The organism is Pseudomonas sp. P5_A12 (genome assembly GCF_056400685.1).
In genome coordinates, this window is sequence record NZ_JBFUKU010000063.1 from 1 (window position 1) to 24,150 (window position 24,150).

Annotated in this window: 24 protein-coding genes; 7 read left to right on the forward strand and 17 right to left on the reverse strand. The window is 57.8% G+C overall.

What is annotated here, in order from left to right:
• Positions 1-112: 112 nt before the first annotated feature.
• The 3 genes from AC1DSG_RS11445 to AC1DSG_RS11455 form a co-directional block, all read right to left on the reverse strand.
• Complete coding sequence (locus AC1DSG_RS11445) at positions 113-1,726, reverse strand: NAD(P)/FAD-dependent oxidoreductase (RefSeq protein WP_477790987.1); 1,614 nt, start codon at positions 1,724-1,726, stop codon at positions 113-115.
• A gap of 95 nt (positions 1,727-1,821) precedes the next feature.
• The gene (locus AC1DSG_RS11450) at positions 1,822-2,475 is read right to left on the reverse strand and encodes a COG3650 family protein (protein ID WP_477790988.1); all 654 of its coding nucleotides are present in this window, start codon (positions 2,473-2,475) and stop codon (positions 1,822-1,824) included.
• A gap of 59 nt (positions 2,476-2,534) precedes the next feature.
• Entirely contained in the window at positions 2,535-3,134 is a 600-nt protein-coding gene (locus AC1DSG_RS11455) for a short chain dehydrogenase (protein ID WP_452625190.1), read from the reverse strand.
• Between the two features lie 104 nt (positions 3,135-3,238).
• On the opposite strand from AC1DSG_RS11455, the gene AC1DSG_RS11460 reads away from it, so the two are divergent.
• Positions 3,239-4,165: a LysR family transcriptional regulator gene (locus AC1DSG_RS11460; protein ID WP_477790989.1), complete on the forward strand. Its 927-nt coding sequence runs from the start codon at positions 3,239-3,241 to the stop codon at positions 4,163-4,165.
• A 243-nt stretch (positions 4,166-4,408) separates the two neighbouring features.
• On the opposite strand, the gene AC1DSG_RS11465 is transcribed toward AC1DSG_RS11460, so the two are convergent.
• The 9 genes from AC1DSG_RS11465 to AC1DSG_RS11505 form a co-directional block, all read right to left on the reverse strand.
• Positions 4,409-4,891 carry a DoxX family protein gene (locus AC1DSG_RS11465; protein ID WP_477790990.1) on the reverse strand — a complete coding sequence of 161 codons (483 nt, stop codon included), beginning with the start codon at positions 4,889-4,891 and terminating at the stop codon, positions 4,409-4,411.
• Positions 4,888-5,649 carry an HvfC/BufC N-terminal domain-containing protein gene (locus tag AC1DSG_RS11470; RefSeq protein ID WP_477790991.1) on the reverse strand — a complete coding sequence of 254 codons (762 nt, stop codon included), beginning with the start codon at positions 5,647-5,649 and terminating at the stop codon, positions 4,888-4,890. Before AC1DSG_RS11470 ends, AC1DSG_RS11465 begins: the two co-directional genes overlap by 4 nt.
• Entirely contained in the window at positions 5,646-6,500 is an 855-nt protein-coding gene (bufB, locus tag AC1DSG_RS11475) for an MNIO family bufferin maturase (RefSeq protein WP_477790992.1), read from the reverse strand. Before bufB ends, AC1DSG_RS11470 begins: the two co-directional genes overlap by 4 nt.
• A gap of 25 nt (positions 6,501-6,525) precedes the next feature.
• Complete coding sequence (locus AC1DSG_RS11480) at positions 6,526-6,828, reverse strand: BufA1 family periplasmic bufferin-type metallophore (RefSeq protein ID WP_477790993.1); 303 nt, start codon at positions 6,826-6,828, stop codon at positions 6,526-6,528.
• A gap of 301 nt (positions 6,829-7,129) precedes the next feature.
• Complete coding sequence (locus AC1DSG_RS11485) at positions 7,130-7,831, reverse strand: ABC transporter ATP-binding protein (protein WP_477790994.1); 702 nt, start codon at positions 7,829-7,831, stop codon at positions 7,130-7,132.
• Positions 7,832-8,599 carry a high-affinity branched-chain amino acid ABC transporter ATP-binding protein LivG gene (livG, locus tag AC1DSG_RS11490; protein WP_477790995.1) on the reverse strand — a complete coding sequence of 256 codons (768 nt, stop codon included), beginning with the start codon at positions 8,597-8,599 and terminating at the stop codon, positions 7,832-7,834.
• Positions 8,596-9,852 (reverse strand): high-affinity branched-chain amino acid ABC transporter permease LivM, encoded by a 1,257-nt coding sequence (locus tag AC1DSG_RS11495; protein ID WP_477790996.1) that lies wholly within the window; start codon positions 9,850-9,852, stop codon positions 8,596-8,598. The genes livG and AC1DSG_RS11495 overlap by 4 nt, the downstream gene beginning before the upstream one ends.
• Positions 9,849-10,772, reverse strand: a complete 924-nt coding sequence (gene livH / locus AC1DSG_RS11500) for a high-affinity branched-chain amino acid ABC transporter permease LivH (RefSeq protein ID WP_477790997.1) — start codon at positions 10,770-10,772, stop codon at positions 9,849-9,851. The genes AC1DSG_RS11495 and livH overlap by 4 nt, the downstream gene beginning before the upstream one ends.
• A 232-nt stretch (positions 10,773-11,004) precedes the next feature.
• A complete protein-coding gene (locus tag AC1DSG_RS11505) occupies positions 11,005-12,132 on the reverse strand; it encodes a branched-chain amino acid ABC transporter substrate-binding protein (RefSeq protein WP_477790998.1) in 1,128 nt (375 codons plus the stop codon).
• Positions 12,133-12,483: 351 nt separating this feature from the next.
• Between AC1DSG_RS11505 and AC1DSG_RS11510 the strand changes: the two genes are divergently transcribed.
• Positions 12,484-12,789, forward strand: coding sequence for a DUF2288 domain-containing protein (locus AC1DSG_RS11510; protein WP_477790999.1), 306 nt, complete (start codon positions 12,484-12,486; stop codon positions 12,787-12,789).
• 307 nt (positions 12,790-13,096) lie between these two features.
• Here the strand turns inward: AC1DSG_RS11510 and AC1DSG_RS11515 are convergent, their stop codons facing one another.
• The gene (locus AC1DSG_RS11515) at positions 13,097-15,292 is read right to left on the reverse strand and encodes a hypothetical protein (protein ID WP_477791000.1); all 2,196 of its coding nucleotides are present in this window, start codon (positions 15,290-15,292) and stop codon (positions 13,097-13,099) included.
• Between the two features lie 193 nt (positions 15,293-15,485).
• Between AC1DSG_RS11515 and AC1DSG_RS11520 the strand changes: the two genes are divergently transcribed.
• Positions 15,486-16,373 carry an NAD(P)-dependent oxidoreductase gene (locus tag AC1DSG_RS11520; RefSeq protein ID WP_477791001.1) on the forward strand — a complete coding sequence of 296 codons (888 nt, stop codon included), beginning with the start codon at positions 15,486-15,488 and terminating at the stop codon, positions 16,371-16,373.
• 3 nt (positions 16,374-16,376) lie between these two features.
• Here AC1DSG_RS11520 and AC1DSG_RS11525 read toward each other — a convergent pair whose 3' ends face one another.
• Positions 16,377-16,742: a YkgJ family cysteine cluster protein gene (locus AC1DSG_RS11525; RefSeq protein ID WP_477791002.1), complete on the reverse strand. Its 366-nt coding sequence runs from the start codon at positions 16,740-16,742 to the stop codon at positions 16,377-16,379.
• Positions 16,743-17,034: 292 nt separating this feature from the next.
• Here AC1DSG_RS11525 and AC1DSG_RS11530 point away from each other — a divergent pair, with 292 nt between their 5' ends.
• Entirely contained in the window at positions 17,035-18,384 is a 1,350-nt protein-coding gene (locus AC1DSG_RS11530; protein WP_477791003.1) for a spinster family MFS transporter, read from the forward strand.
• Between the two features lie 18 nt (positions 18,385-18,402).
• Here the strand turns inward: AC1DSG_RS11530 and AC1DSG_RS11535 are convergent, their stop codons facing one another.
• The 3 genes from AC1DSG_RS11535 to rapA form a co-directional block, all read right to left on the reverse strand.
• Positions 18,403-18,825 carry a hypothetical protein gene (locus AC1DSG_RS11535; RefSeq protein ID WP_477791004.1) on the reverse strand — a complete coding sequence of 141 codons (423 nt, stop codon included), beginning with the start codon at positions 18,823-18,825 and terminating at the stop codon, positions 18,403-18,405.
• Between the two features lie 101 nt (positions 18,826-18,926).
• The gene (locus AC1DSG_RS11540) at positions 18,927-19,757 is read right to left on the reverse strand and encodes a lipid II-degrading bacteriocin (RefSeq protein ID WP_477791005.1); all 831 of its coding nucleotides are present in this window, start codon (positions 19,755-19,757) and stop codon (positions 18,927-18,929) included.
• A gap of 350 nt (positions 19,758-20,107) precedes the next feature.
• The gene (rapA, locus tag AC1DSG_RS11545) at positions 20,108-22,954 is read right to left on the reverse strand and encodes an RNA polymerase-associated protein RapA (RefSeq protein ID WP_477791006.1); all 2,847 of its coding nucleotides are present in this window, start codon (positions 22,952-22,954) and stop codon (positions 20,108-20,110) included.
• A 218-nt stretch (positions 22,955-23,172) separates the two neighbouring features.
• Between rapA and AC1DSG_RS11550 the strand changes: the two genes are divergently transcribed.
• From AC1DSG_RS11550 to ccoM, 3 genes are all read left to right on the forward strand, one after another.
• Entirely contained in the window at positions 23,173-23,514 is a 342-nt protein-coding gene (locus AC1DSG_RS11550; protein WP_477791007.1) for an aspartate-semialdehyde dehydrogenase, read from the forward strand.
• A gap of 72 nt (positions 23,515-23,586) precedes the next feature.
• Positions 23,587-23,748, forward strand: coding sequence for a hypothetical protein (locus tag AC1DSG_RS11555; RefSeq protein WP_008074569.1), 162 nt, complete (start codon positions 23,587-23,589; stop codon positions 23,746-23,748).
• A gap of 144 nt (positions 23,749-23,892) precedes the next feature.
• Entirely contained in the window at positions 23,893-24,006 is a 114-nt protein-coding gene (gene ccoM / locus AC1DSG_RS11560; protein ID WP_477791008.1) for a cytochrome c oxidase subunit CcoM, read from the forward strand.
• The last annotated feature ends 144 nt before the right edge of the window (positions 24,007-24,150 follow it).

The window sequence follows — 24,150 nt, forward strand, 5'->3', positions numbered from 1 at the left end:
TTCCCACGCTCTGCGTGGGAATGCCTCACCGGACGCTCTGCGTCCGCTTTGGGACGCGGAGCGTCCCTGGCTGCATTCCCACGCGGAGCGTGGGAACGATCTAGGTCTCGGGTCAGGCCTCGAGGCCTAGTATGTCGCGGGCCACGGCTTCAGCGATGCGAATACCATCCACACCCGCGGACAGAATCCCACCCGCATAACCCGCACCTTCACCCGCCGGGAACAAGCCCTTCACGTTCAGGCTCTGCATTGACTCATTACGGGTGATGCGCAGCGGTGACGAAGTGCGCGTCTCAATGCCGGTCAACACTGCGTCATGCAGCGAGTAACCGCGAATCTGCTTTTCGAACGCTGGCAACGCTTCGCGAATCGCTTCGATGGCAAAGGCTGGCAAGGCCAGCGCCAAATCACCCAATGCCACGCCTGGTTTGTAGGACGGTTCAACGCTGCCCAGTTCAGTGGATGGCTTGCCGGCAATGAAGTCGCCGACCAGTTGCGCCGGTGCTTCGTAGTTGCTACCGCCCAGCACAAAGGCGTGGGATTCCAGGCGTTCCTGCAATTCGATGCCGGCCAGCGGACCGCCCGGGTAATCGACTTCCGGAGTGATCCCGACGACGATCCCGGAGTTGGCGTTGCGCTCGTTACGCGAGTACTGGCTCATGCCGTTGGTGACCACGCGGTTAGGCTCGGACGTCGCTGCAACCACGGTGCCGCCCGGGCACATGCAGAAGCTGTAGACCGAACGACCATTCTTGGCGTGGTGCACCAGTTTGTAGTCGGCTGCCCCGAGTTTCGGGTGGCCGGCGTACTTGCCCAGGCGTGCGCGGTCGATCAGCGACTGCGGGTGTTCAATGCGGAAACCCACGGAAAACGGCTTGGCTTCCATGAACACGCCCCGGCCGTGGAGCATGCGGAAAGTGTCCCGGGCGCTGTGGCCCAAAGCCAGAATCACGTGCTTCGAATGGATCTGCTCGCCACCATTGAGTTCGACGCCGACCAGTTGGCCATCCTCGATCAACACATCGGTGACGCGTTGCTGGAAGCGCACTTCGCCGCCCAAGGCGCGAATCTGTTCACGCATGTTTTCCACGACACCGGTCAGACGGAACGTACCGATATGGGGCTTGCTGACGTAGAGGATTTCTTCCGGCGCACCCGCTTTGACGAACTCGTGCAGGACTTTGCGGCCGATGAATTTCGGGTCCTTGATCTGGCTGTAGAGCTTGCCGTCGGAGAAAGTCCCCGCGCCGCCTTCACCGAACTGCACGTTGGATTCGGGGTTGAGCACGCTCTTACGCCACAGGCCCCACGTATCTTTGGTGCGCTGACGTACTTCGGTGCCGCGCTCAAGGATGATCGGCTTGAAGCCCATTTGCGCGAGCAGCAGCCCGGCGAAAATCCCGCACGGCCCGAAACCCACGACCACAGGACGTTGCTGCAGATCGGCCGGCGCGTGGCCGACCACTTTGTAGCTGACATCCGGTGCCACGTTGACGTTACGGTCATCGGCAAACTTGTGCAGCAATGCGGCTTCATCCTTGGCGGTGAGGTCGATGGTGTAGATGAAGCACAGTTCGGAGGACTTTTTGCGCGCATCGTAGCTGCGCTTGAACAAGGTGAAATCGAGCAGGTCATCGCTGGCGATGCCCAAGCGCTGCACGATGGCAGGGCGCAGGTCTTCTTCGGGATGGTCGATCGGCAACTTGAGTTCAGTGATTCGTAACATGGCAGGACCCGGTTCGCGGGGCGCACAACTGCGCCAAGGCGTTTGAAACCGGCGATTATAAGCCCCAAAGGAGGATTCCCGTGAGGCTTAAACGATCAGTCGTTACGCGAACCGCCGAAATACCCGCAACCGCGTTGTACCTGACCATTGATGCGCAGTTCGGCGCTCATGTGCTGGACGCTGCCGGTGGTGCTGTCGACGCAACGTTGCGGCGTGACCCACAGTTCGATGTGCTGGTTATTCGCTTCGGTGCCGAGATTGAAACGGCCATCGCCCAGTTGTTCTTCCACGTAGGGCAGGGCCAGTGGCGGTTGACCGGCGCGATCAATCACCATGCCTTTGCCGGTGACCTTGACGTTCCACTCAGGCGAGTGACCGGCTGCGCGCAGAGTCTGCAGTTTGAAATTGGGGTCGTCGCATGCCGTGCCCGAGCGCTCGACGCGGTACAGCTGCTCAAGATCAAGACGGCTGTCGACGATGCGCCCGCGCACGTCGGCGAACAACTTGCCCTTGGTATCGGCCAGGGACGCGGCCTGTTGCAGCACGCTGGTGTCGCCGGTGTCGTTGACCACAAAGCTGCGAGTTTCATTGCACGGCTGGAACAGCAATTTGCCGTCCGCCGCCGTCAACTGGCCTTGCATGCGGGTCTGGCCCACGTGGGAGCCGCTTTCACGCGAGCCATCAAACAACTGACAGGCGGCAAACAGCGGCAGCAGGGCAACAACGACTAAGGAACGGGCAACACGCATCTTTGGCTCTCCAGACAAGTGCTGCCACGTTACTCAGCCTGACCGTTCATCACAAGGGCTCAGCCCACATGAAAAGTCTGACCTGTCTGCAAGCCTTCTACGCTTTTGGCGTAGGCCAATGCCACATCGGCTGCCGGAACCGGTTTGAAACCACGGAAGTAAGGCGCGTATTTGCCCATGGCTTCCACCAGTACATTCGGGCTGATCGAGTTCACGCGCAGGCCGCGAGGCAGTTCGATGGCGGCGGCGCGCACGAAGCTGTCCAGCGCACCGTTGACCAGCGCTGCCGACGCACCGCTGCGAATCGGGTCATGGCTGAGCACGCCCGTGGTGAAGGTGAACGAGGCGCCGTCGTTGGCGAACTCGCGGCCGATCAGCAGCAAATTGACCTGGCCCATCAGTTTGTCTTTCAGACCCAGCGCAAAGCTGGCTTCGGTCATTTCATCCAGCGGTGCGAAGGTCACGTTACCCGCCGCGCAAATCAGTGCATCGAATTTGCCGGTCTGTTCGAACAGCTTTCGGATCGAGGCACTGTCACTGATATCCACCTGAAAGTCGCCACTGTTGCGGCCGATGCGGATGATGTCGTGACGCTGAGACAGTTCCTTGTCGACCGCCGAACCGATGGTGCCACCTGCGCCTATCAATAGAATTTTCATCGTGCTGTTCCTCGATTGATTAAATGAGGTCTCAGTCTAGAGTGGTTTTTTCTGTTGATAAGCGCACTAATAGGCAACCTTTGGTTTTCAAATGGAAACAATCCATGAGCGAGATGGATGACTTGGCGGCGTTCGCGGTCTTGATCGAAGCGGGGAGTTTTACCTTGGCAGCGCAGCAACTGGGTTGCAGCAAGGGGCAGCTGTCCAAGCGCATCAGCTTGCTGGAGACGCGGTTTTCCGTGGTCCTGCTGCAACGCACCACACGCCGATTAAGTCTGACGGCGGCGGGTGCGGCGCTGTTGCCCCAGGCTCAGGCGCTGGTCGTGCAAGTCGAGCGAGCGCGTCAGGCGTTGGCGCGGTTGAAAGACGACATGGCCGGGCCGGTGCGCATGACCGTCCCGGTGTCGCTGGGGGAAACCTTCTTTGACGGTTTATTGCTGGAGTTTTCCGGCAAATACCCCGAGGTGCAGATCGAACTCGACCTCAACAACCAGTTTCACGACCTGTCCCGGGATGGCTTCGATCTGGCGATTCGCTCCGAGGTGGGCAAGGACGAGCGTCTGGTGGCCCGGCCATTGCTGGCCTGGCACGAAATGACCTGCGCCAGCCCGGGGTATCTCGAACAGTATGGCGAGCCGCACACGCCCCAGGCCTTGGCGGAGCACCGTTGTTTGCTCAACAGCCATTACAGTGGTCGCGAAGAATGGCTCTATCACCAGCAACACGAGTTGTTGCGGGTGCGGGTCTCGGGTCCGTTTGCCAGCAACCACTACAGCTTGCTGAAAAAAGCCGCGTTGGCGGGTGCCGGAGTTGCGCGTTTGCCGTCGTATCTGCTGCAGGCGGAATTGGCTGACGGACGATTGCGCTGGCTCCTGCGCGATTATCAGACGCGGCGCATGCCGATGTACCTGGTTCATCCGTATCAAGGCGGCCTGCCGAAGCGCACGGCAGTGTTGGCGGATTACCTGATCGGCTGGTTCAAGCGCAGCGGCGAAGCGCTGGATCGCCTTAGTCTCGCTCGGTCCTTGTAGATACCGTCTTGAACCTCACCGGGCAATCGCGTTTTGTCAGGCAAATCCCAGACGCAGCCTCGCGTTGCTCGTCCGCTGCTACGGGGAAGGTGATGAGTCAGAGCTGGTTGAGGGGATTTGTAGCAGCTGTCGAGCCTTGGCGAGGCTGCGTCTGGCTGCGCAGACAGGAAGACCGCAAACTCAGGTTTTACGACTGCTGCGCTGCCGAACGCAGCCTTCGGCAGCTGCTACAGGGGATCTGAGTTAGCGGGAATAGCGCCGGGCGATCAAGTGATCGATCGACAATTTCCCCGGCCCGGTCGCCATCAGGTACAGCAACACGGCGGCCCAAGTGCCATGGGTTGGATATGCATCGGGGTACACGAACAGTTGAATAGTCAGGGTCATGCCCAGCAAGGCCAGCGCTGAAAAACGCGTGGCAAGGCCAATCAGGATCAGCACCGGGAAAAAGTGTTCGGCAAACGCCGCCATGTGCGCAGCGATCTCTGGCGACAGCAACGGCACGGGGTACTCGCTCTTGAACAGCGGGATGGTTGAGTCCGCCAGGCGTGGCCAGCCGAACTCGAACGTGCCCTCGATCAGGTCGATCGCGATGCCTTCAACTTTGGTTTGCCCGGACTTCCAGAACACCGCCGCGATGGAGAACCGCGCAATAAAAGCGATCAGGCTCTGTGGAATCAAATCCAGCAGCACGATAGCGCGGCTGATCGGGTTCTGTGTGTTCATGGAGATACCTTGTTGTGCTGTAAGTGAGTAACGGCGTTGTGGCTGATCAACAGGGCCAGGATCTGGCTCAGGTCGAATGCGGGAGCGGTCTGCGCTGCCTGAATCAGCGGCTGGCCGCTTTGCAGGTTGTGGATGAAGGCATTGGCGCCGGGCTCGATGACGAAGACTTCAACGTCCAGACCGTTGCGCAGGATCAGTGCGTGTTGCTCCCGGTGCAGGTCAATCCCGGTCAGCGTTGCGTCTTGCTGATGAGCCCCCCAGATCGAGACCACGGCGAAGGCTGAGGTCAGCAGGTTGAGGGAGGGGTGAAGTTGAAGAGTCAGCTCGGTCAGGGTTTTCGGATCAGCGAGCGCTGCGCCGATCTGTTCATGGCTCAACGACTGGGCATCGGCTGCGTGATAAGCAGTGATGCGCAAGCGTTCGAGCCTGGCGACATCGGCCAGATACGGCACGCTGTTCGCCGGTTCGAAGCTGTCGATGAACTGCGCAAAACTGTCCCCGTAATCCTTGATCATCGGGCTCTGGGGCGCATTGTTGAGCAGATAGATCCCGGTCATGGCACGGAAGAACTCATTGCCGACCAATTGTTCCACCACGGGGTAGCTGTGCGCCAAAGCGTTGATCAGCGAACTCTGCACATTGTTGCGATACACCGCAAAACGGCTGGCGGGATCGGCACCATTGGCACTGATCAAGCCCTCCGGGCAGCGCAGTCGGGGATCAAGCAGAGCGGCGGAAAAAGCGGCTTGTGTGCTCAAGACCGACCTCCCGCGCACCGCAACAATTCGTCGGCCTGACGCGCCTCGGCCTGCAAGACGCTGAAGGCCGGCAACTGATTGTCGCGTTCGATCAGGGTGGCGATCGGGCCTGTTCGCTCCAGCACGTGCTGGTACAACGACCAGACGGCGTTATCGATGGGAGCGCCGTGATCATCAATCAGCAGACGGTCACCGAGGCTGTCGGTGTCTTCGGCAAAACCCGCCAGATGAATCTCGCCGACGGCATGAAGGGGCAGGGCGTCGATGTAGGCCAACGGATCGCGCCGATGATTGATGCACGATACKTAGACGTTGTTCACATCCAGCAGCAGCCCGCAGCCCGTGCGGTGGATGACTTCGCTGATGAAGCCTGCTTCATCGATTGTTGAGCGCTCGAACGCCAGGTAGGTGGCCGGGTTCTCCAGCAACATCGGGCGTTTGAGGGTGCTTTGGATTTGATCGATGTGTTTGCAGACGCGGGTCAGCGTTTCGTTGTCGTAGGCCAGAGGCAACAGGTCATTCAGGAACACCGGGCCATGGCTGGACCAAGCCAGGTGTTCGGAAAAAGCGTGGGGTTGATAGCGCTCGATGAGTGCGGCGAGGCGTTTGAGGTGCCGGGTGTCCAGCGGACCTTCGCCACCAATCGACAAGCCCACGCCATGCAGTGACAGCGGATACTGCTCGCAAATCAACCCCAGGTAATGATGAAACGGACCGCCGGCCACCATGTAGTTTTCGGCGTGGACTTCAAAAAAACCGATATCGGGTGATGAGCCGAGCACTTCACGAAAGTGCTCGGTCTTGAGCCCCAGCCCGGCGCGGCGCGGGAGCCCGAACGGTGAATGGTTCATGGTCGACACTCGGGCGGGGTCCGGATCAGGCTTTGGCTTTGAAGGCTTCCAGCTGACCGAAACCGGTCGGCGAGGTCTCGCTTGCAGTGGTGGTGCAGGTGCCTTTCGGGACGAGTTTCCAGGCGTTTGCCTGGTAGTCGGTTTTCGAGGTGCCAGCGCAGGTGGTGCCAGCGCCTGCTGCGCAATCGTTCTTGCCTTTCATGGCCACGCCGAAGCATTTTTCCATATCGTCGGCAGCATGGACGGTGGAGACAGCGGCCATGCTCAGTGCAGAACCGAGGGCCAGAGCCAGGGCGGTGGCGGACAGGGTGCGGGTGCTTGCAGTCATGGTGTTTCTCCGATTTTTGAGGTTGGGTAAGAAAGCGTTTGTGCTTGCTTACCGCTCTAGAGAAAGGTCATGGCGATGCGTTACAGCCCATCCCAAAAATTTCTACAAAACTTCAAATCACCACCAATCCCTTGTAGGAGCCGAGCTGATCGCGATAGCGGTTTGTCAGCAGACATCATTTTTGTCTGATCCACCTCAATCGCGAGCAGGCTCGCTCCCACAAGGGATCTTCATTGTCTTCGAGGTAAATGCCAGGCACAAAAAAACGGCCCGAAGGCCGTTTTTTGTTTACCGCAAAGACTCAACCACCCAGATACGCTTCGCGCACTTTTGGATCAGTCAGCAGCGCTTCGCCGGTGCCTTGCATCACCACACGGCCGTTCTCGAGAACGTATGCGCGGTCAGCAATTTTCAGCGCCTGGTTGGCGTTCTGCTCAACCAGGAACACGGTCACGCCATCCTTGCGCAGTTGTTCGATGATGTCGAAGATCTGCTGGATGATGATCGGTGCCAGGCCCAACGAAGGTTCGTCGAGCAGCAGCAGCTTGGGCTTGCTCATCAGCGCACGGCCGATGGCGAGCATTTGCTGTTCGCCGCCGGACATGGTGCCGCCGCGCTGGGCGAAACGTTCTTTCAGGCGTGGGAAAAGTTCTAGAACCTTGTCCATCTGTTCCTGATAGTCGCCCTTGTCGGTGAAGAAGCCGCCCATGGCGAGGTTTTCTTCCACGGTCAGGCGGGAGAACACTCGACGACCTTCCGGGACGACGGCAATGCTTTTGCGCATGATCTGCGCCGAGGTCTGCCCCACGAGCTCTTCACCCATGTACTTGATGCTGCCGCTGTGGGCTTGCGGCGAACCGCAAAGCGTCATCAGCAAGGTGGATTTGCCCGCGCCGTTGGCACCGATCAGGGTGACGATTTCGCCCTGACGGATTTCCACGTTGACGCTGTGCAGGGCCTGGATCTTGCCGTAGAAGGTGGAAACGTTTTCGAATTGCAGCATTTACGCTTCCCCCAGGTAGGCTTTGATCACTTCGGGATTGTCGCGGATCTGTTCCGGCGTACCGTTGGYCAGGGGCGTGCCCTGGTTGATCACGACGATGTGGTCGGAAATGCTCATGACCAGTTTCATGTCGTGTTCGATCAACAGCACGGTGACGTTGTGCTCTTCACGCAGCACGCTGATCAGCGCCTTGAGGTCTTCGGTTTCCTTCGGGTTCAGACCGGCAGCCGGTTCGTCGAGCATGAGGATCCGTGGGCGGGTCATCATGCAGCGAGCGATTTCCAGACGACGTTGCTGACCATAAGCCAGGGTGCCGGCCGGGCGGTTGGCGAACTGCGTGAGGTTGACCTTGTCCAGCCAGTATGCGGCGAACTCCATGGCCTCGCGTTCGCTTTTGCGGAACCCTGGGGTCTTGAACAGGCCGGCCAGGAAGTTGGTGTTCAGGTGACGGTGCTGGGCGATCAAGAGGTTCTCGACCGCAGTCATGTCCTTGAACAACCGCACGTTCTGGAAGGTGCGCACCACCCCTTTGAGGGCGATCTTGTGGCCTGGCAGGCCTTCGATCGGCTCGCCGTCCAGCAGGATGCTGCCGCCGCTCGGCTTGTAGAAACCGGTCAGGCAGTTGAACACCGTGGTTTTGCCGGCACCGTTAGGGCCGATCAACGCAACCACCTGCTTTTCTTTCACGGTCAGGGCCACGCCATTGACCGCCAGCAAACCGCCGAAGCGCATGCTCAGATTTTCGACTTTAAGGATCTCGCGGCTCATTTGCGCAGCTCCATGTGAGGACGTTGCATGGGCAGCAGGCCTTGAGGACGCCAGATCATCATCAGCACCATCAAGGCGCCGAACATCAACATGCGGTATTCACTGAACTCACGCATCATTTCCGGCAACAGGATCATCACCGTGGCAGCCAGCACGACGCCCAGTTGCGAGCCCATGCCACCCAGCACCACGATGGCGAGAATGGTCGCCGACTCGATGAAGGTGAAGGACTCCGGTGTCACCAGACCCTGACGCGCGGCGAAGAAGCTACCGGCGAAACCGGCGAAGCACGCACCCAGGGTGAACGCTGAAAGCTTGATGATGGTCGGGTTCAGACCCAGCGCCCGGCAGGCGATTTCGTCTTCACGCAGTGCTTCCCAGGCACGGCCCAGAGGCATGCGCAGCAAGCGGTTGATGACGAACAGGGCGAACAGCGACAACAACACCGCGATCAGGTAAAGGAAGATCACCTTGTTGATCGAGTTGTATTCCAGGCCGAAGTACTCGTGGAACGTCTGCAGTCCCTCTGCGGCCGTTTTATCGAAGGTCAGTCCGAAAAGCGTTGGCTTGGGAATGTTGCTGATGCCGTTCGGGCCACCGGTGAGGTCGGTCAGGTTACGCAGGAACAGACGGATGATTTCACCGAAGCCCAGGGTCACGATCGCCAGATAGTCACCGCGCAAACGCAATACCGGGAAGCCCAGCAGGAAGCCGAACGTCGCCGCCATCATGCCGGCAATTGGCAGGCAGATCCAGAAGCTCAGACCGTAGTAGTGCGACAGCAGCGCATAACTGTAGGCGCCGACGGCATAGAAACCGACATAGCCGAGGTCGAGCAGGCCGGCCAGACCGACCACGATGTTCAGGCCAAGGCCCAGCATCACGTAGATCAGCACCAGAGTGGCGATGTCTACCGCGCCGCGCGAGCCGAAGAACGGCCAGACCAACGCACCGATGATCAGCGCAATGATGATCCAGCGCTGGGTGGTCGGCAGGGTCAGGAAGTTACTGGCCTTGGCCGGCATCACCGGCATGTTGGGCGAGGCTTTCCAGGCTGCGCTGATTTGATGGTCGAACAACACCCGCAGGAACATCAGCACCGAGCACACGGCGATGGTGATCAGCGTTGCGTTGCTGGTGTCATGGACTTCGAGGTTGATGCCGACAATGGTCAGTTTCAGACCGAGTACCGGGTAGGCAACGGCCCACACCAGCAAGGCGCTGAACAACGCCTGTTTAAGATTCCTAGTCATACTTTTTCAACCTCCGGACGGCCCAACAGGCCGGTTGGCCGGAACAACAACACCAGAACCAATAGACCGAAAGCCACGACGTCCTTGTACTGGTCGCCGAAGATATCGGCACCAAAGGCTTCCGCTACCCCCAGCACGATCCCGCCGAGCATGGCGCCGGGGATGCTGCCGATACCGCCCAATACCGCTGCGGTGAAGGCCTTGAGGCCGACGAGGAAACCGGCGTTCGGGTTGATCACGCCGTATTGCATGCTCAACAGCACAGCCGCGATGGCTGCCAGAGCAGCACCGATGACGAAGGTCAGGGCGATGATGTTGTTGGTGTTGATACCCAGCAGGTTGGCCATCTTGATGTCTTCGGCGCAGGCGCGGCAGGCGCGACCCAGGCGAGAGCGGGAGATGAATAGCGTCAGGCCGAGCATGGCGATCAGGGTCACCACGAACACCACGATTTGCATGTAGGAAATCAGCACTTCATGTGCGCCACCTGGCCCGAAGGCAAAGTTGCCCGGAATCAGGTTGGGGATGGATTTGTCCTTGGAGTCTTGCGCCAGCAGAACGGTGTTCTGCAGGAAGATCGACATGCCGATGGCGGAAATCAGCGGGATCAGACGGTTGCTGCCGCGCAAGGGGCGGTAGGCGATCCGTTCGATGCTGTAGCCATAGGCACTGGTCACGACGATGGTCGCGAGAAAAGCGGCAGTCATCAACAGCGGAACGCTGTCGAGTCCCATCATGGTCAGCCCGGCAATGGCGATGAACGCCACGTAGGAACCAATCATGTACACCTCGCCGTGGGCGAAGTTGATCATTCCAATGATGCCGTAAACCATCGTATAGCCGATGGCGATCAGGGCATACGTGCTGCCAATGGTCAGACCATTAACCAGCTGTTGGAAAAAGTGATAGATGTCAGGCATTACAGCGCTCCTAAAAACCTGATACGCATTTCACTGGTGGAGTCATTTTCCCGCTCGAGCCCCGTGGATCTGCACCCACTTCGAATTCGAGGTTTGCCAGCGAACCGCTGATGACGGTTTTGAGATTTTCAGGTGGGGAGACTGGCGGATCACGCCAGCGCGGCCCAAAACGTTCGTAAAACAAAGCCCACGGCACGCCGTGGGCTTTATTGGCAGTCAGTATGGCAAAGCCTTACTGAGGCGAAGCTTCAGTTTTTGGTTTGCCGAAGTGCCACTCGTAAACCACAAATTTGAAGTCTTTCAGGTCGCCCTTGTCGTCGAAAGCCAGGTCGCCGGTCGGAGTTTTGAACGTGCCTTTGTGGATAGCTTCAGCCACTTTGGCAGTGTCTTCGGACTTGGCAGCCGTGATGCCGTCAGCGATCACTTCCACAGCCGAGTAGGCCGGGAACACGAACGGACCGCTCGGGTCTTCTTTCTTCGCTTTGAACGCGTCAGCCAGCGCAACGTTGGCCGGATCCTGGTCGAAGGATTTCGGCAGGGTTACCAGCAGACCTTCGGAAGCGTCCTTGGCGATCTGCGAAATGGAGTCGTTACCCACGCCTTCCGGACCCATGAACTTGGCTTTCAGGCCTTTTTCCTGGGATTGACGCAGGATCAGGCCCAGCTCTGGGTGGTAGCCGCCGTAGTAGACGAAGTCGACGTTGGCTTGCTTGAGCTTGGCGATCATCGACGAGAAGTCTTTGTCGCCGGCGTTGACGCCTTCGAACACGGCAACCTTGACGCCTTTGCCTTCCAGGGTTTTCTTCACGGCGGTGGCGATGCCTTCACCGTATTGCTGTTTGTCGTGCAGCACAGCAACGATTTTCGGTTTTACGTGATCGGCAATGTAGTTACCGGCGGCAGGGCCCTGGGCGCTGTCCAGACCGATGGTGCGGAACACCATTTTGTAACCACGAGCGGTGATGTCCGGGCTGGTGGCAGCCGGGGTGATCATGATCACGCCTTCGTCTTCGTAAATGTCCGAAGCCGGTTGAGTGGAGCTGGAGCACAGGTGGCCAACCACGAACTTGACGCCGTCGTTGACGACTTTGTTCGCGACCGCGACCGCTTGTTTCGGATCACAGGCGTCATCGTATTCAACGGCTACGAGTTGTTTGCCGTTTACGCCGCCTTTGGCGTTGATCTGTTCGATGGCCATTTTGGCGCCACTGAACTGCATGTCGCCATATTGGGCTACTGGACCGGTCTTGGGGCCGGCGATGCCGATCTTGATGGTGTCAGCTGCGAACGAATGGCTGGCAACCCCGGCCAGAACCATAGCGGCAAACAGTTTGGAAATCTGCTTAGTAGCCTTAGTCATAGTGCTCCACTCTTACTGTTGTAGTTTTTATAGTCCTGGCGCCGTAGCTGCAGAACCGGGTCAGATATCTTCGATACCTTCCGGAAAATGCCCCCGGCAACTGTACCGGTACAGTGTAGAGCGCCAATTGTTAGCCTGGGAAGCTGGCGCGAGGGGGCAAAACCTGAGGGTGTCGCTTTTTTGAAAGAAAAAGACAGAATCGCAGTGGGATGTTAGCTGGCTAATTGCTTGATTCAGCAGCATTCCTTGGCTTTCCTGCGTTTTTTCAATCGGTGACTAAATTGCATCCGGGTTTTTCTGACGGACCACCAACGTTATCATTCGCGTCGATTTCTTTTCCGGACAGGACCCATGACTCAAGAACCTAGCACCCTCTATGCCAAGCTGCTTGGTGAAACCGCATCTATTACCTGGAAAGAGCTGGAGCCGTTCTTCGCCAGGGGTGCCCTATTGTGGGTCGCCCCTGGTCTGGATTTGATCGCCGCCGCCGAGGCCGTGGCCCAGGATGAAGGCGAGAAAGTGGCTGCCTGGCTGGCCGCCGATCAAGTCGCCAAGCTGTCTGAAGCGCGGGCGCTGGATCTTTTTGAACGCGATCCAGAGCTGTGGGCCGTGGTGGTTTCGCCATGGATTCTGATCCAGGAAAGGGCGACGAGCTGAGTTGTCGCACTTAATTGGTGCGTCCTGTTCGCGACCAAAAGTGTGTAGGTGAGTAGCGTGATGGCCTGTTGCCGTGGAGAAAGGCCACAGGCGGGCCATCATCACGGTGACGTAAACGTAACGGGAACAGTTCAGTGAGCAGCTTGAGGGCTGCTTAATTGTTTCTCGATGTCGGTTTGTTGCGAATTTGAAGCCGTCATCGCGAGCAGGCTCGCTCCCACAGTAGATCGCGTTCTTTCAGGAAGAATGGGATCCCTGTGGGAGCGAGCCTGCTCGCGATTGGGGACGAAGCGGTGTCAGGCCGGTCCTATGCAGTCTTGCCAGTATGGTTGTTGAGGGAAATAACCTTGGTCTTGCCAATCCGGTGACGGTAGATCTCACGCAGGTACTTGATCGCCTTCTTCACGCAATCACGAGACAAACGAATGTCGTTGATCGAGACAAACTTGTCCGTGTCGTTGATCAGTTCGCGGTACTTCTTCTCGTACATCGGTTTGATCGCGTACCAGTTGGTATCAAGGATCTTCGCCGGGTTCTCGAATTCGTTGAGCAAGTCGTCGATCCGGTCTTCGTCGAATTCTTCATTGATGATGAAGTCGAGGATCGAGTTATCCAGCGTCTCGTCGAATCGGTACGGGTTCTTGGCAAAGCAGCGTTTGATGAACGCGACGATCAGCGTCAGGAAGTCGTCTGACAGGCACGGGCTCTTGGCGATCAGGGTGGTCAGCGACAAGTTGGCCGATGCGCCGATTACCAGCGCGTAACGCTTGAGCGTGGTGTTCGGGAACAGGCTGTTGAGGTGGGTCTTCAACCGGTTCAGGTCCATGTAGGACAGCTTGTAGTCTTTCGGCAAGGACACGATCGACACCACCGACGAGCAGTTCTTGAAGAAGTGCAGGTCGTGCAACGCCGCTGCGTCGTAACCCGAATTTTTGTATTGCTCCAGCGAGGCGCGATAGCGCTTGGATTCGATGGGCAGCAGGCTGATGCCTTCAATCGCCTGGGTAACCTTGTTGAAGTGCGGCAGGTCGATGGAGCGGAAGAACAAATCGTCGATGTTCAGGCGCTGTGGTTCTTTCTCGAAGACCTTGAATTTGTCGCTGTTTGGCGGCGGTGTTTCCGGCACCACGGACTCTGCGTAGGCAATCGCCACCGGGCCGGCGAGGCTCATGAACAGGTCGTTGGCGTCCAGGCGAATGGTTTCACCGATGTCGATGCCGGCGCGGCGAAAATAGTTCTGGTCGTAGTCCGTCGTGACCGCTTGGGCTGTCAGGATGTTGAAGATCTGCTGCGAGATGTATTGGTTGGCGTGTTTTTCCATCGCATTGACGTCAATGTTCTGGATGTTGCCGTCATCACTTTCTTCGGCATAACGCATGATGTCGTTGGAGATCAGCATCATGGCGTTCCATGGGCGGATACGCCCCATGACGCTGGCTTCGCTGCTGTCTTCGTTGTCGAAATTGTAGGAAAAGTCCCACTCTTCCGACAGGTATTTACACAGCAGGCGACCGGCGTTGATGTGCAGCGCCTCGGACATTTCGCTGCGGTGGTCGGAAATGTTCGGCAGTACGCAAATGCCGCTGGTGAAGATCGGCTCGAAGACGAAGGAATGACCGCTCTTGCTGTCATGCTCGTCCATTGGCTTGGTGTCGAACGTTTTGTTCATGTACGAGTGCTGCTGGGCCAGGCCGAACTCCGAAGCCATGCCCGAGCCGGTACCGCCGCCAGCGCTGAAAATCGAGAAATACAGGCGCGACTGGTTGGCCTTGATCCCACAGCTGTCGATCAGGTACGAGTGAATCATTTTCCAGTCCGGGCTGGAGAAATGCTGGGTGTTCTTGTTCAGGATGATCTTGGCCAGGTACTGACCGAGAATCGGTGCGTTACCGGCGCCACCGGCGTGGACTTCCGACAAGTCCATGATTTTCATTTTGCTGTAGTCGCGCAGAAAACCGCTTTTTTCGCCCTTGCGCGAGAATCGGATGCGACCGGCAATGTCTTTGTCCAGGTCGCCGAGCATCACCAGCGGTTCCACCAGGAACACCGGCTTGGCGCCCTTGTTGTTACCCAGGCGCAAGTTGTTACGAATCCATTGTGCCGGGCTGTAGCCCTTTTCCGCATAGCGTTTGTCCGGCGACAGACGGCCTTCGTTATTGAATTCGTTGAGATAAAACTTGCGGGCGTTATACACCAGCTCCGCGACGTCCAGGGCGATATTGGAGCCGCAGCGGCCCAGACCAATCAGGCAAACCGATGGGAATTCCTGGTCGCTGTGCTGCTCGCTGGCGCCTTCCAGATGAGGCGGGCGCGGGAACACCATGTCGCGCAGGCCGTCGAGGTTACCGAGGATGCGGTCGGTATTGGTTTCGGTGAAATACAGGTATTGCTGAGTGGTCAGCGGGCGCGCCGGGGTCAATGGCTTCAACGGTGAGGGGCTGTCCGCCGCAGGGCTCAGAAGCAGATCGGAGACCGCAGTGGCCGGGGTGTTTTTAGAAGTCATTGTGCGCCGTCTACCTGGTCTTGTTGATTGAGCGACAACTGTCGTCGAACCTTCACGGAATGGGGGCTCGCGTCTTTTTTTGCGCGTATTTGGCCCAAGTCTCAGGGACTCCCCTGAGCAGCAATGGGGAATCCTTTCCTTAGTCATGATGAATCGGCCAATATTCGGCGTTCTTTAATCAAAGGGAGGCTAAATGATGTCAACGCTACCTTCGTTGGGGTTCGCCGGGATCGGGCTGATGGGCCTGCCGATGTGCCGGCGCCTGTTGGCGGCGGGCTATCCGTTGGCCGTGTGGAATCGCAATCCGGCCAAGTGCGCGCCGCTGGTTGAGGCCGGTGCCCGGCTAGTGGCAACCCCCGCTGAACTGTGTCAGCACGCCGACATTGTCATGCTGTGCCTGGCAGACACCGCAGTGGTGCGTGAGGTGGTTTTTGGCCCGGCCGGGGTTGCAGCGGGCGCGAAAAGCGGTCAGTTGCTGGTGGACTTTTCCAGCCTGGAGCCCAGTGCCACACGAGTAATGGCCAGACAGTTGATCGACACCACTGGGATGAGTTGGCTGGATGCTCCGGTGTCCGGCGGCGTGGTTGGCGCCGAGGCCGGCAGCCTGGCGATCATGGTGGGCGGTGATGCAGGGGATCTGCAGCGAGTGCGTCCGCTTTTGCTGACGCTGGGCCAGCGTGTCACTCACATGGGCGGTGTCGGGGCCGGGCAGGTGACCAAGGCGTGCAATCAGATGATCGTGGCGTGCAATGCGCTGGTCATCGCCGAAGTGGTGGCGCTGGCCGAGTGTTCCGGGGTTGACGCCGGATTGATCGCCGAGGCGCTCGCCGGTGGTTTTGCCGATTCAAAACCGTTGCAGATCCTGGCCCCGCAAATGGCTCATAGCCAATTTGAACCAGTGAAATGGCATGTGCGCACGCTGCTCAAAGACCTCGACAGCGCCGTGAAATTTTCCCGCGAACAGGGTTCGGCCACGCCACTCAGTGGGTTGGCTGCACAGTTGATGCGATTGCATGGGAGCCAGGGTTACCTGGAAAAAGATCCATCGACGTTAGTGCAGATGTACCGCGAGCCAGACTAAGCCTCAGGCGATTTGTTCGTAGGGCATGTCGAGCTCCGGTTGCAAGGCCGGAAGGCCGAACGCTGCCCGGGCCGCGTCGCAATCCACGTTGGCTTCGCCATTTTCCCAGGAGGCCTCGAACTCACGGCAGGTGCTCGAACGTTCGTTGTAAATCGAGCATTTGACCTCGCTGCCGACTTCTCCCACCAGGCTGACACAGCGGGTGGGTTTGCAGTCGGTGCCGAGCATCGCCACTCGACTGGGGCTGATCGACGCGACCAGATCGTCAGGCACCGTTCCTCCGGCCGAGGAGCATTCACCCCAGAAAAAAGACACTCGGAAATGAGAACAGCAGGCACCGCAATTCAGGCATGGACTGACTTCGGACATGGGCGTTTATCTAAGGAAGAGGGGGCACGCAGGGGGGGCGGGCAAGGTCGCTATTCTAGGCTTCGCAACGGGCTTTGGAAGGGGGGGCGAAAGGTATTTTTCAACGACGGCTGGCGCCGTGAAAACACCGGCCGGATACCCGTGAAACCTGGGCCTGGCGGTCAGCAGGTCTGCTTGAATGCCATGGACTGATATCAGCCTTGCGAATAATGACAGACAGTGTTGGCAGGCCTGTCTAGATTGAAGATTCCGGGGACAGTGAGACCCCAATAACAATAAAAGAGACGGACTCATGCAGAACTCGACCCAAGCGGCGAATGCCTGGCGCATTCTGTTCCTGTTGTTTCTGGCCAACCTGTTCAACTTCTTCGATCGCACCATCCCCGCCATCATCATCGAACCGATCCGCATGGAATGGCACCTGAGCGATTTTCAGCTGGGGATCGTCGGGACCGCTTTCACCCTCGTTTATGCAATAGCCGGCCTGCCTCTGGGGCGGATGGCCGATACCGGTTCGCGCAGCAAATTGATGGGCTGGGGCCTGGCGGTATGGAGCGGGCTGACGGCGGTCAACGGGCTGGTAGGCAGCTTCTGGAGTTTCCTGATCGTGCGCATGGGCGTCGGTATCGGTGAAGCCAGTTATGCACCGGCCGCCAACTCGCTGATCGGCGATTTGTTTCCGGCCCATCGCCGGGCGCGGGCGATGGGCATCTTTATGCTGGGCCTGCCGTTGGGATTGCTGCTGGCTTTCTTCACCATTGGCGCAATGGTCAAGGCGTTCGACAGCTGGCGTGCGCCGTTCTTTATCGCGGCGGTGCCGGGGCTGATCCTGGCGATCTTCATGTTCTTCATCAAGGAGCCGAAACGCGGTGCAGCGGAAACGGTGCAGGTGTCCCAGGAGCGCATAGACCGGCCAATCCGCCGGGTGCTGGCGGTGCCGACTTTCCTGTGGCTGGTGATGGCGGGGCTGTGTTTCAACTTTGCGACCTATGCTTGCAACTCATTCCTGGTGCCGATGCTGCAGCGTTACTTCCTGATGCCATTGCAGGAGGCTGCGGTGGCAACGGGTGTGATCGTCGGCGTCACTGGCCTGTTCGGTCTGACGCTCGGCGGTTTCTTGGCCGACAAGATTCACCAGCGGGTGGCCAACGGGCGGCTGTTGTTTGCAGCGTTCAGCCTGATTATCTCGACCCTGTGCACAGCGTGGGCGCTGCATGCCGGGCGAATCGAGATTGGCGTGTTTGTGGCGGTCTTCAGTGTGGGCTGGTTGTTTGCCTATAACTTCTACACCTGCGTCTACACCGCGATTCAGGACGTGGTCGAGCCACGCTTGCGGGCCACGGCGATGGCACTGTTCTTTGCGGGCCTGTATTTGCTGGGCGGTGGTTTGGGGCCAGTAGTCGTGGGCGGTTTGTCCGACCACTTTGCGCACACGGCGATGCTGGCAGCGGGTGCCGAGCAGATGACCGAGGCGTTCAAGGCAGTGGGTTTGCATGACGCCATGTACCTGATCCCGGTGGCGTTGTTTTTCACCATGGTGTTTCTGTTTATAGCATCGCGGTGTTTTGTGCGGGATGCGAAGCGGATGAAGGAAGGGTTGGTGGCGGTGGTTGAGCCTGGGGTTGCTGTGGCGACTGCCTGAGTGCGTTGAAGGGAGTTGTCACTTTTGGTTTTTGTCTGCTGCCCGTTTAGGGGCGGCAGACATTATCAGGCCAATCACGCCCAAAAAAAGAATGACCCCGATGATACTGTTTAATGTCTCTAGCACAAATAAACCAATCACGAGTATTCCTAGAAGTGAGGAAAGTAATAGGGCGGAATGTGTAATAAAAAAAATAAGTAGCCTTAAAGGAAATGATTTGGATTTTGTAAAAAACGATAAAACAATGCCTGTGCTCGAAAGTGCGATGGCTGGAATGCCTATGGATAGCAATGCTATTGTCGACAGTAATACAACGGATAGACCAGAGGTGTCGGAAAGATCTTTCGAGTTTGGAGGGAGCTGGATTGCTGCATGAAACAAGGAAAACCAGGCGGCAATGAATAGTACAAATGAAGTTAGTAGGCGTTGGTATGGACGCATGGAGTGTTGCTCCTGTTATATGGGTTGGTCGCCGTTGTGTGCGCGACCAATTTTACTTCTAAGAATAACATCCCAGATTGTAATATGTTCTTGATAGGGGGTTAGCGTTCTATTGTGATCACATTCGTCCCCTTAATTGCTATTTGGTAGGGTTGGGCGTTTAAGTATTTTTCAACGGCGGCAAGAACGCGGGTAGCACTTTCACCTATTGCACTGCGAAAATCGCTTGGGTTAGCGTCGTAGATGTCATTGTAAGATCGAGCGCCTCCATTGAAGGACAATTTGCCGCTTTCATGTTTCATGATTGTGCCTTCAATTTTTAAAGTGATATTGCCAAGCCACATCTCGGTGAAAAAAGAGTTTGAGCCGGTATTGTACGGTACCTTGTCTAGAACAATTGCTGTTTGCCCCGTCGGAGCATTGATGAACGCCGATTCCAGCATTGGTATCGTTGTGCTGGAGAGTTTCAAACCCAAACTGTTGATATTCGTTTCAGCAGTAGCTCCTTTTCCAAAAAGGAAATGGCCAAATGCGGCAAATACAGTTAAAACCCCTCCAGACAATCCTTTGGATTCCGGAACAGACCCTGCTTTGAAGTTGTTAGTTGCATAATGCAACGCCTGGGCGGGTGACAAGTTTGGGTTCAAGCAAATATAGTTGTCGGCAAATGGAATGGTTTGCATGTCCCGCATTATGGATTGAACTATGCTGGTGGCAATTCCGTTTTTAATATAGGGTTTTTGTTCGTCGGTGATCTTTATGATCATTTCGCGCCACATACCTTGGCTGTAGTAAGCGTTGCGTTCCTGTTGTTGCGCGGTGAAAACCAGTGCAGGGTTTGGCGATGGCCAACTGACTCCTCGTGTTGATGAGGAATATCCTGGTGCAAAAGCTGTAATATCGAGGGGAGGGAGAGTTAATCCATTACTCATTGTAAAATCCTAAAATATTTTGTGGTTGTCAGTAGCGGATGCTACGTGTATCGCTGTGCTTGGTGCGGTGGTCTGTATTTTTATACTAGAGTGTTAATAGTCGGAATGGGTCTGAGAGTTGAGTAGGAAAGTTCGTTTTGAGCGCGGGGAGGGGCGACGTTAAATGTGTTTATTTGCTGTTCTATGGCTTTAACGAATTCTCCTATTCGGTTGTCAGAAATGTCCTGCGCAATTATTAGAAAGCTCCGCTTGGAAGTTTGAAATCTTGAACTGACAGAACCAAAAATTCGTACAATAAAAAAGCCCGCATCGCTGCGGGCCTTTTTTATTGACGCAGTAGATGCGGAAAATTAACCCGCCACCAACACCCGGATCGCTTCCAGTCGCAGCGCAGCCTTTTCAAGCATGGCCAACCCTTGCTCGCGCTGTTTGCGCAGGGCGACCAGTTCGCTGTCGCGTACCGTCGGGTTGACGGCTTGCAACGCTGTCAGGCGAGCCAGTTCTTCGTCGGTGTCAGCTGCCAGACGACGCTGCGCCTCGGCAACACGCTCGGCATGACGCGGGAAGATCTTCTCTTCGCCCGCGTTGATTCGTGGCGTCAACTGATCACGCTGAGCCTGGATGAACTTGTTGGCGCTCGCACGCGGTACGCTTTCCAGTTGATCGTTCAAGGTCTCGAACGACACGCGGGCCGAGAGGTCGTTGCCGTTGGTGTCGAGCAGGCAGCGCAGGGCGGCCGGTGGCAGGTAACGCCCCAGTTGCAGCGAACGCGGGGCAACCACTTCGCTGACGTAGAGCAGTTCCAGCAACACGGTGCCGGGCTTGAGCGCTTTGTTCTTGATCAGTGCCACGGCAGTGTTGCCCATCGAGCCGGACAAGACCAGGTCCATGCCACCCTGAACCATCGGGTGCTCCCAGGTGATGAATTGCATGTCTTCGCGAGACAGCGCCTGGTTGCGGTCGTAAGTGATGGTCACGCCTTCGTCGTCGCCCAGTGGGAAGCTGGCGTCGAGCATTTTTTCGCTCGGCTTGAGGATCAGCGCGTTTTCCGAATGGTCTTCGCTGTCGATGCCGAACGCGTCGAACAGGGTTTCCATGTAGATCGGCAGGGCGAACTGATCGTCTTGCTCAAGAATGTCTTCAACCAGCGCGTCGCCTTCACCCGCACCGCCGGAGTTGAGCTCCAGCAAGCGGTCACGGCCAGTGTGCAAGTCGGCTTCCAGGCGCTCACGCTCGGTGCGGGCTTCGTCGATCAGCGCTTGCCACTCGCCGTCGTCGGCCTCTTCCAGCAGCGGCAGCAGGCGCGGGCCGAACTGATGCTGCAAGGCGTTGCCGGTCGGGCAGGTGTTGAGGAACGCGTTCAGCGCTTCGTGATACCACTGGAACAGGCGCTCTTGCGGGCTGGTTTCCAGATAAGGCACATGCAGCTCGATGGTGTGCTTCTGGCCGATCCGGTCCAGACGACCGATACGCTGCTCCAGCAGGTCCGGGTGCGATGGCAGATCGAACAGTACCAAGTGGTGCGAGAACTGGAAGTTGCGACCTTCACTGCCGATTTCCGAGCAGATCAGCACTTGTGCACCGAATTCTTCATCGGCGAAGTACGCGGCGGCGCGGTCACGTTCGAGGATGTTCATGCCTTCGTGGAACACCGTGGCCGGAATCCCGGAACGAACGCGCAGGGCATCTTCCAGATCCATGGCGGTTTCGGCGTGGGCGCAGATCACCAGTACTTTGGTGCGCTTGAGCATCTTCAGGGTGTCGATCAGCCACTCGACACGCGGGTCAAACTTCCACCAGCGCTCTTCTTCGTTGGCGTCCGGTTGGGCCTGGAAGCTGACTTCCGGGTACAACTCGGCGTGATCGCCCAGCGGCAGTTCGAGATATTCGTCAGGGCACGGCAGCGGGTATGGATGCAGCTTGCGCTCCGGGAAACCCTGCACAGCGGCGCGGGTGTTACGGAACAGYACGCGGCCAGTGCCGTGGCGGTCCAGCAGTTCACGCACGAGGCGGGCGCTGGCTTCGGTGTCGCCGTCGTTCACGGCGGCCAGCAGGGCTTCGCCTTCGTTGCCGAGGAAGCCGTGAATGGTCTTGTGTGCTTCAGGCGACAGACGCCCCTTGTCCAGCAGTTCCTGAACGGCTTCGGCCACCGGGCGATAGTTTTCGCTCTCGGCACGGAAGGCGGCCAGGTCATGGAAACGGTTCGGATCGAGCAGGCGCAGACGGGCGAAGTGGCTGTCCTGACCCAGTTGTTCAGGGGTCGCGGTTAGCAACAGCACGCCGGGAATGGTCTCGGCGAGCTGCTCTACCAAGGTGTATTCCGGGCTGGCGTTGTCTTCATGCCACACCAGGTGGTGGGCTTCGTCGACGACCATCAGGTCCCAGCCGGCGGCAAACAGCGCGTCCTGGGCTTTCTCGTCTTCGACCAGCCACTCAAGGGCAACCAGCGCGAGCTGGGTGTCTTCGAACGGGTTGGTGGCATCGCTTTCGATGAAGCGTTCTTCGTCGAACAGCGCGACTTGCAGGTTAAAGCGACGGCGCATCTCGACCAGCCACTGGTGCTGCAGGTTCTCGGGAACCAGGATCAGCACGCGGTTGGCGCGGCCCGAGAGCAGTTGGCGATGGATCACCAAACCGGCTTCGATGGTTTTACCCAGGCCTACTTCGTCCGCCAGCAGAACACGCGGTGCAATGCGGTCGGCGACTTCGCGGGCGATGTGCAGTTGGTGCGCGATCGGTTGCGCACGTACGCCACCGAGGCCCCAAAGCGCGGACTGCAATTGGCGGCTGGTGTGTTCCAGGGTGTTGTACCGCAGGGAGAACCAGGCCAGCGGGTCGATCTGCCCGGCGAACAAACGGTCGCTGGCCAGACGGAACTGAATGAAGTTCGACAGCTGGGTTTCCGGCAGGGTCACCCCTTCGTTCTGCGCGTTGAGGCCGTGGTAGACCAGCAGGCCGTCGACGTCATCGACTTCCTGGACCGTCAGTTTCCAACCTTCGAAGTGAGTGATCGAGTCACCGGGCGAAAACCGCACGCGGGTGAGGGGCGCATTCCTTAGCGCGTACTGGCGAGTTTCGCCAGTGGCCGGATAGAGCACGGTCAACAAGCGGCCGTCCTGTGCCAGAACGGTGCCTAAACCCAGCTCGGCTTCGCTGTCACTGATCCAGCGTTGCCCCGGTTGATACTGCTGCGCCATGCTGCCTGACTCCCACCTTGAAAAAGCGGGCTATCTTAACGGAATGAGACCTTCAGGGCCAAAGGACTCTCAGAAAAACTCGCAGTCTTACGTTAGCCCAACGAAACCATGCCCGCAGGCCAGGGCACCCATTCGTGCCAAACGGGTCACAGTTTGCGACCGATGGCTCAAGTCGCCATCCCCGCGGCCGACAGCCTGCTGACAGGAGACTACTCATTATGCTGCCACCGATGCTCCCCTTGAGTGCCGTGCCGATCACCTCACAGCAGGACCCGATTCGCCAGCGCCCGGACATTGCGCCGGTGGTGCCGGTGCAGGAAAGCTCCAACGAAAGCACGATCGACTTGCAGCAGCGCGATCCTGAGGAAGCCGCTTTTCAGTTGCACGAGGAACAGCGCCGCAAGCTGGAGCGCGAGCGTCGCCGTCGCGAGGCCGATCAAGATCCGGAGGAGCATCTGGCAATTCCCGGTGACGAACTGAATGCCGACAACACGGTGCCGGTGGCGCCGTTGATGGAAGATCAGCCGCGTCAGGGCTTGTGGGTCGATATTCAGATTTGAGGTTGCGGCTGGTCAGCGCGGCCGTCAGACCGCATTATTGCAACAACCCGGTCAAACGATGCACAGAGCACTATGAGCCAAGACGATAAGCTGATTGATCTCAATGCTGAACGCGCCAAGCGGGTTCACGACCTTAATGAAAAACGTCTGAACGAAGTTCGTCAGGCGTTTGAGCAGGCGATGCCATTGGGCAAGGCCAAGAAGAAACCGAAGAACAAGCCGAAAAAGCGTTGAAGTACCCTGCATCTTTTGATGCAGGTCAGTTATTTCCCCTCCTTTACGTCCGGTCTAGGGCGACATTGATCCAGGTCAATTTTCTTATCTGCCTGTTTGGTTAACTTAGCCCTATCGCAACAGCGCAAGACCTGGAGGCCAGTCATGTTTTTCGACAACGTGGTGTTCGCCGGAGTGCTGACTGTCAGCCTCATGGTTATGTTTTTCGCAGGATTAGGACTTTTTATCTGGAAAGATTCGCACAAGCGCAAGTCGTAGTTCTTTCCGGAAGTAGTGAGCACGCAAGGCATTTTGGGCAACTTATGGTTGCCCTTTTTTTTTGCCTGCGATTTCGATCTGGCAATACAAAGCCTTGTGGGAGCGAGCCTGCTCGCGATGAGGCCATAAAGTTCAACATCTATG

What these genes read in the sequence shown, in the direction of transcription:
- AC1DSG_RS11445 (WP_477790987.1), bottom strand. Translation starts at nt 1,726, where the DNA reads ATGTTACGAATCACTGAACTCAAGTTGCCGATCGACCATCCCGAAGAA.
- AC1DSG_RS11450 (WP_477790988.1), bottom strand. Translation starts at nt 2,475, where the DNA reads ATGCGTGTTGCCCGTTCCTTAGTCGTTGTTGCCCTGCTGCCGCTGTTT.
- AC1DSG_RS11455 (WP_452625190.1), bottom strand. Translation starts at nt 3,134, where the DNA reads ATGAAAATTCTATTGATAGGCGCAGGTGGCACCATCGGTTCGGCGGTC.
- AC1DSG_RS11460 (WP_477790989.1), top strand. Translation starts at nt 3,239, where the DNA reads ATGAGCGAGATGGATGACTTGGCGGCGTTCGCGGTCTTGATCGAAGCG.
- AC1DSG_RS11465 (WP_477790990.1), bottom strand. Translation starts at nt 4,891, where the DNA reads ATGAACACACAGAACCCGATCAGCCGCGCTATCGTGCTGCTGGATTTG.
- AC1DSG_RS11480 (WP_477790993.1), bottom strand. Translation starts at nt 6,828, where the DNA reads ATGACTGCAAGCACCCGCACCCTGTCCGCCACCGCCCTGGCTCTGGCC.
- AC1DSG_RS11485 (WP_477790994.1), bottom strand. Translation starts at nt 7,831, where the DNA reads ATGCTGCAATTCGAAAACGTTTCCACCTTCTACGGCAAGATCCAGGCC.
- AC1DSG_RS11495 (WP_477790996.1), bottom strand. Translation starts at nt 9,852, where the DNA reads ATGACTAGGAATCTTAAACAGGCGTTGTTCAGCGCCTTGCTGGTGTGG.
- livH (WP_477790997.1), bottom strand. Translation starts at nt 10,772, where the DNA reads ATGCCTGACATCTATCACTTTTTCCAACAGCTGGTTAATGGTCTGACC.
- AC1DSG_RS11505 (WP_477790998.1), bottom strand. Translation starts at nt 12,132, where the DNA reads ATGACTAAGGCTACTAAGCAGATTTCCAAACTGTTTGCCGCTATGGTT.
- AC1DSG_RS11510 (WP_477790999.1), top strand. Translation starts at nt 12,484, where the DNA reads ATGACTCAAGAACCTAGCACCCTCTATGCCAAGCTGCTTGGTGAAACC.
- AC1DSG_RS11515 (WP_477791000.1), bottom strand. Translation starts at nt 15,292, where the DNA reads ATGACTTCTAAAAACACCCCGGCCACTGCGGTCTCCGATCTGCTTCTG.
- AC1DSG_RS11520 (WP_477791001.1), top strand. Translation starts at nt 15,486, where the DNA reads ATGATGTCAACGCTACCTTCGTTGGGGTTCGCCGGGATCGGGCTGATG.
- AC1DSG_RS11525 (WP_477791002.1), bottom strand. Translation starts at nt 16,742, where the DNA reads ATGTCCGAAGTCAGTCCATGCCTGAATTGCGGTGCCTGCTGTTCTCAT.
- AC1DSG_RS11530 (WP_477791003.1), top strand. Translation starts at nt 17,035, where the DNA reads ATGCAGAACTCGACCCAAGCGGCGAATGCCTGGCGCATTCTGTTCCTG.
- AC1DSG_RS11535 (WP_477791004.1), bottom strand. Translation starts at nt 18,825, where the DNA reads ATGCGTCCATACCAACGCCTACTAACTTCATTTGTACTATTCATTGCC.
- AC1DSG_RS11540 (WP_477791005.1), bottom strand. Translation starts at nt 19,757, where the DNA reads ATGAGTAATGGATTAACTCTCCCTCCCCTCGATATTACAGCTTTTGCA.
- AC1DSG_RS11550 (WP_477791007.1), top strand. Translation starts at nt 23,173, where the DNA reads ATGCTGCCACCGATGCTCCCCTTGAGTGCCGTGCCGATCACCTCACAG.
- AC1DSG_RS11555 (WP_008074569.1), top strand. Translation starts at nt 23,587, where the DNA reads ATGAGCCAAGACGATAAGCTGATTGATCTCAATGCTGAACGCGCCAAG.
- ccoM (WP_477791008.1), top strand. Translation starts at nt 23,893, where the DNA reads ATGTTTTTCGACAACGTGGTGTTCGCCGGAGTGCTGACTGTCAGCCTC.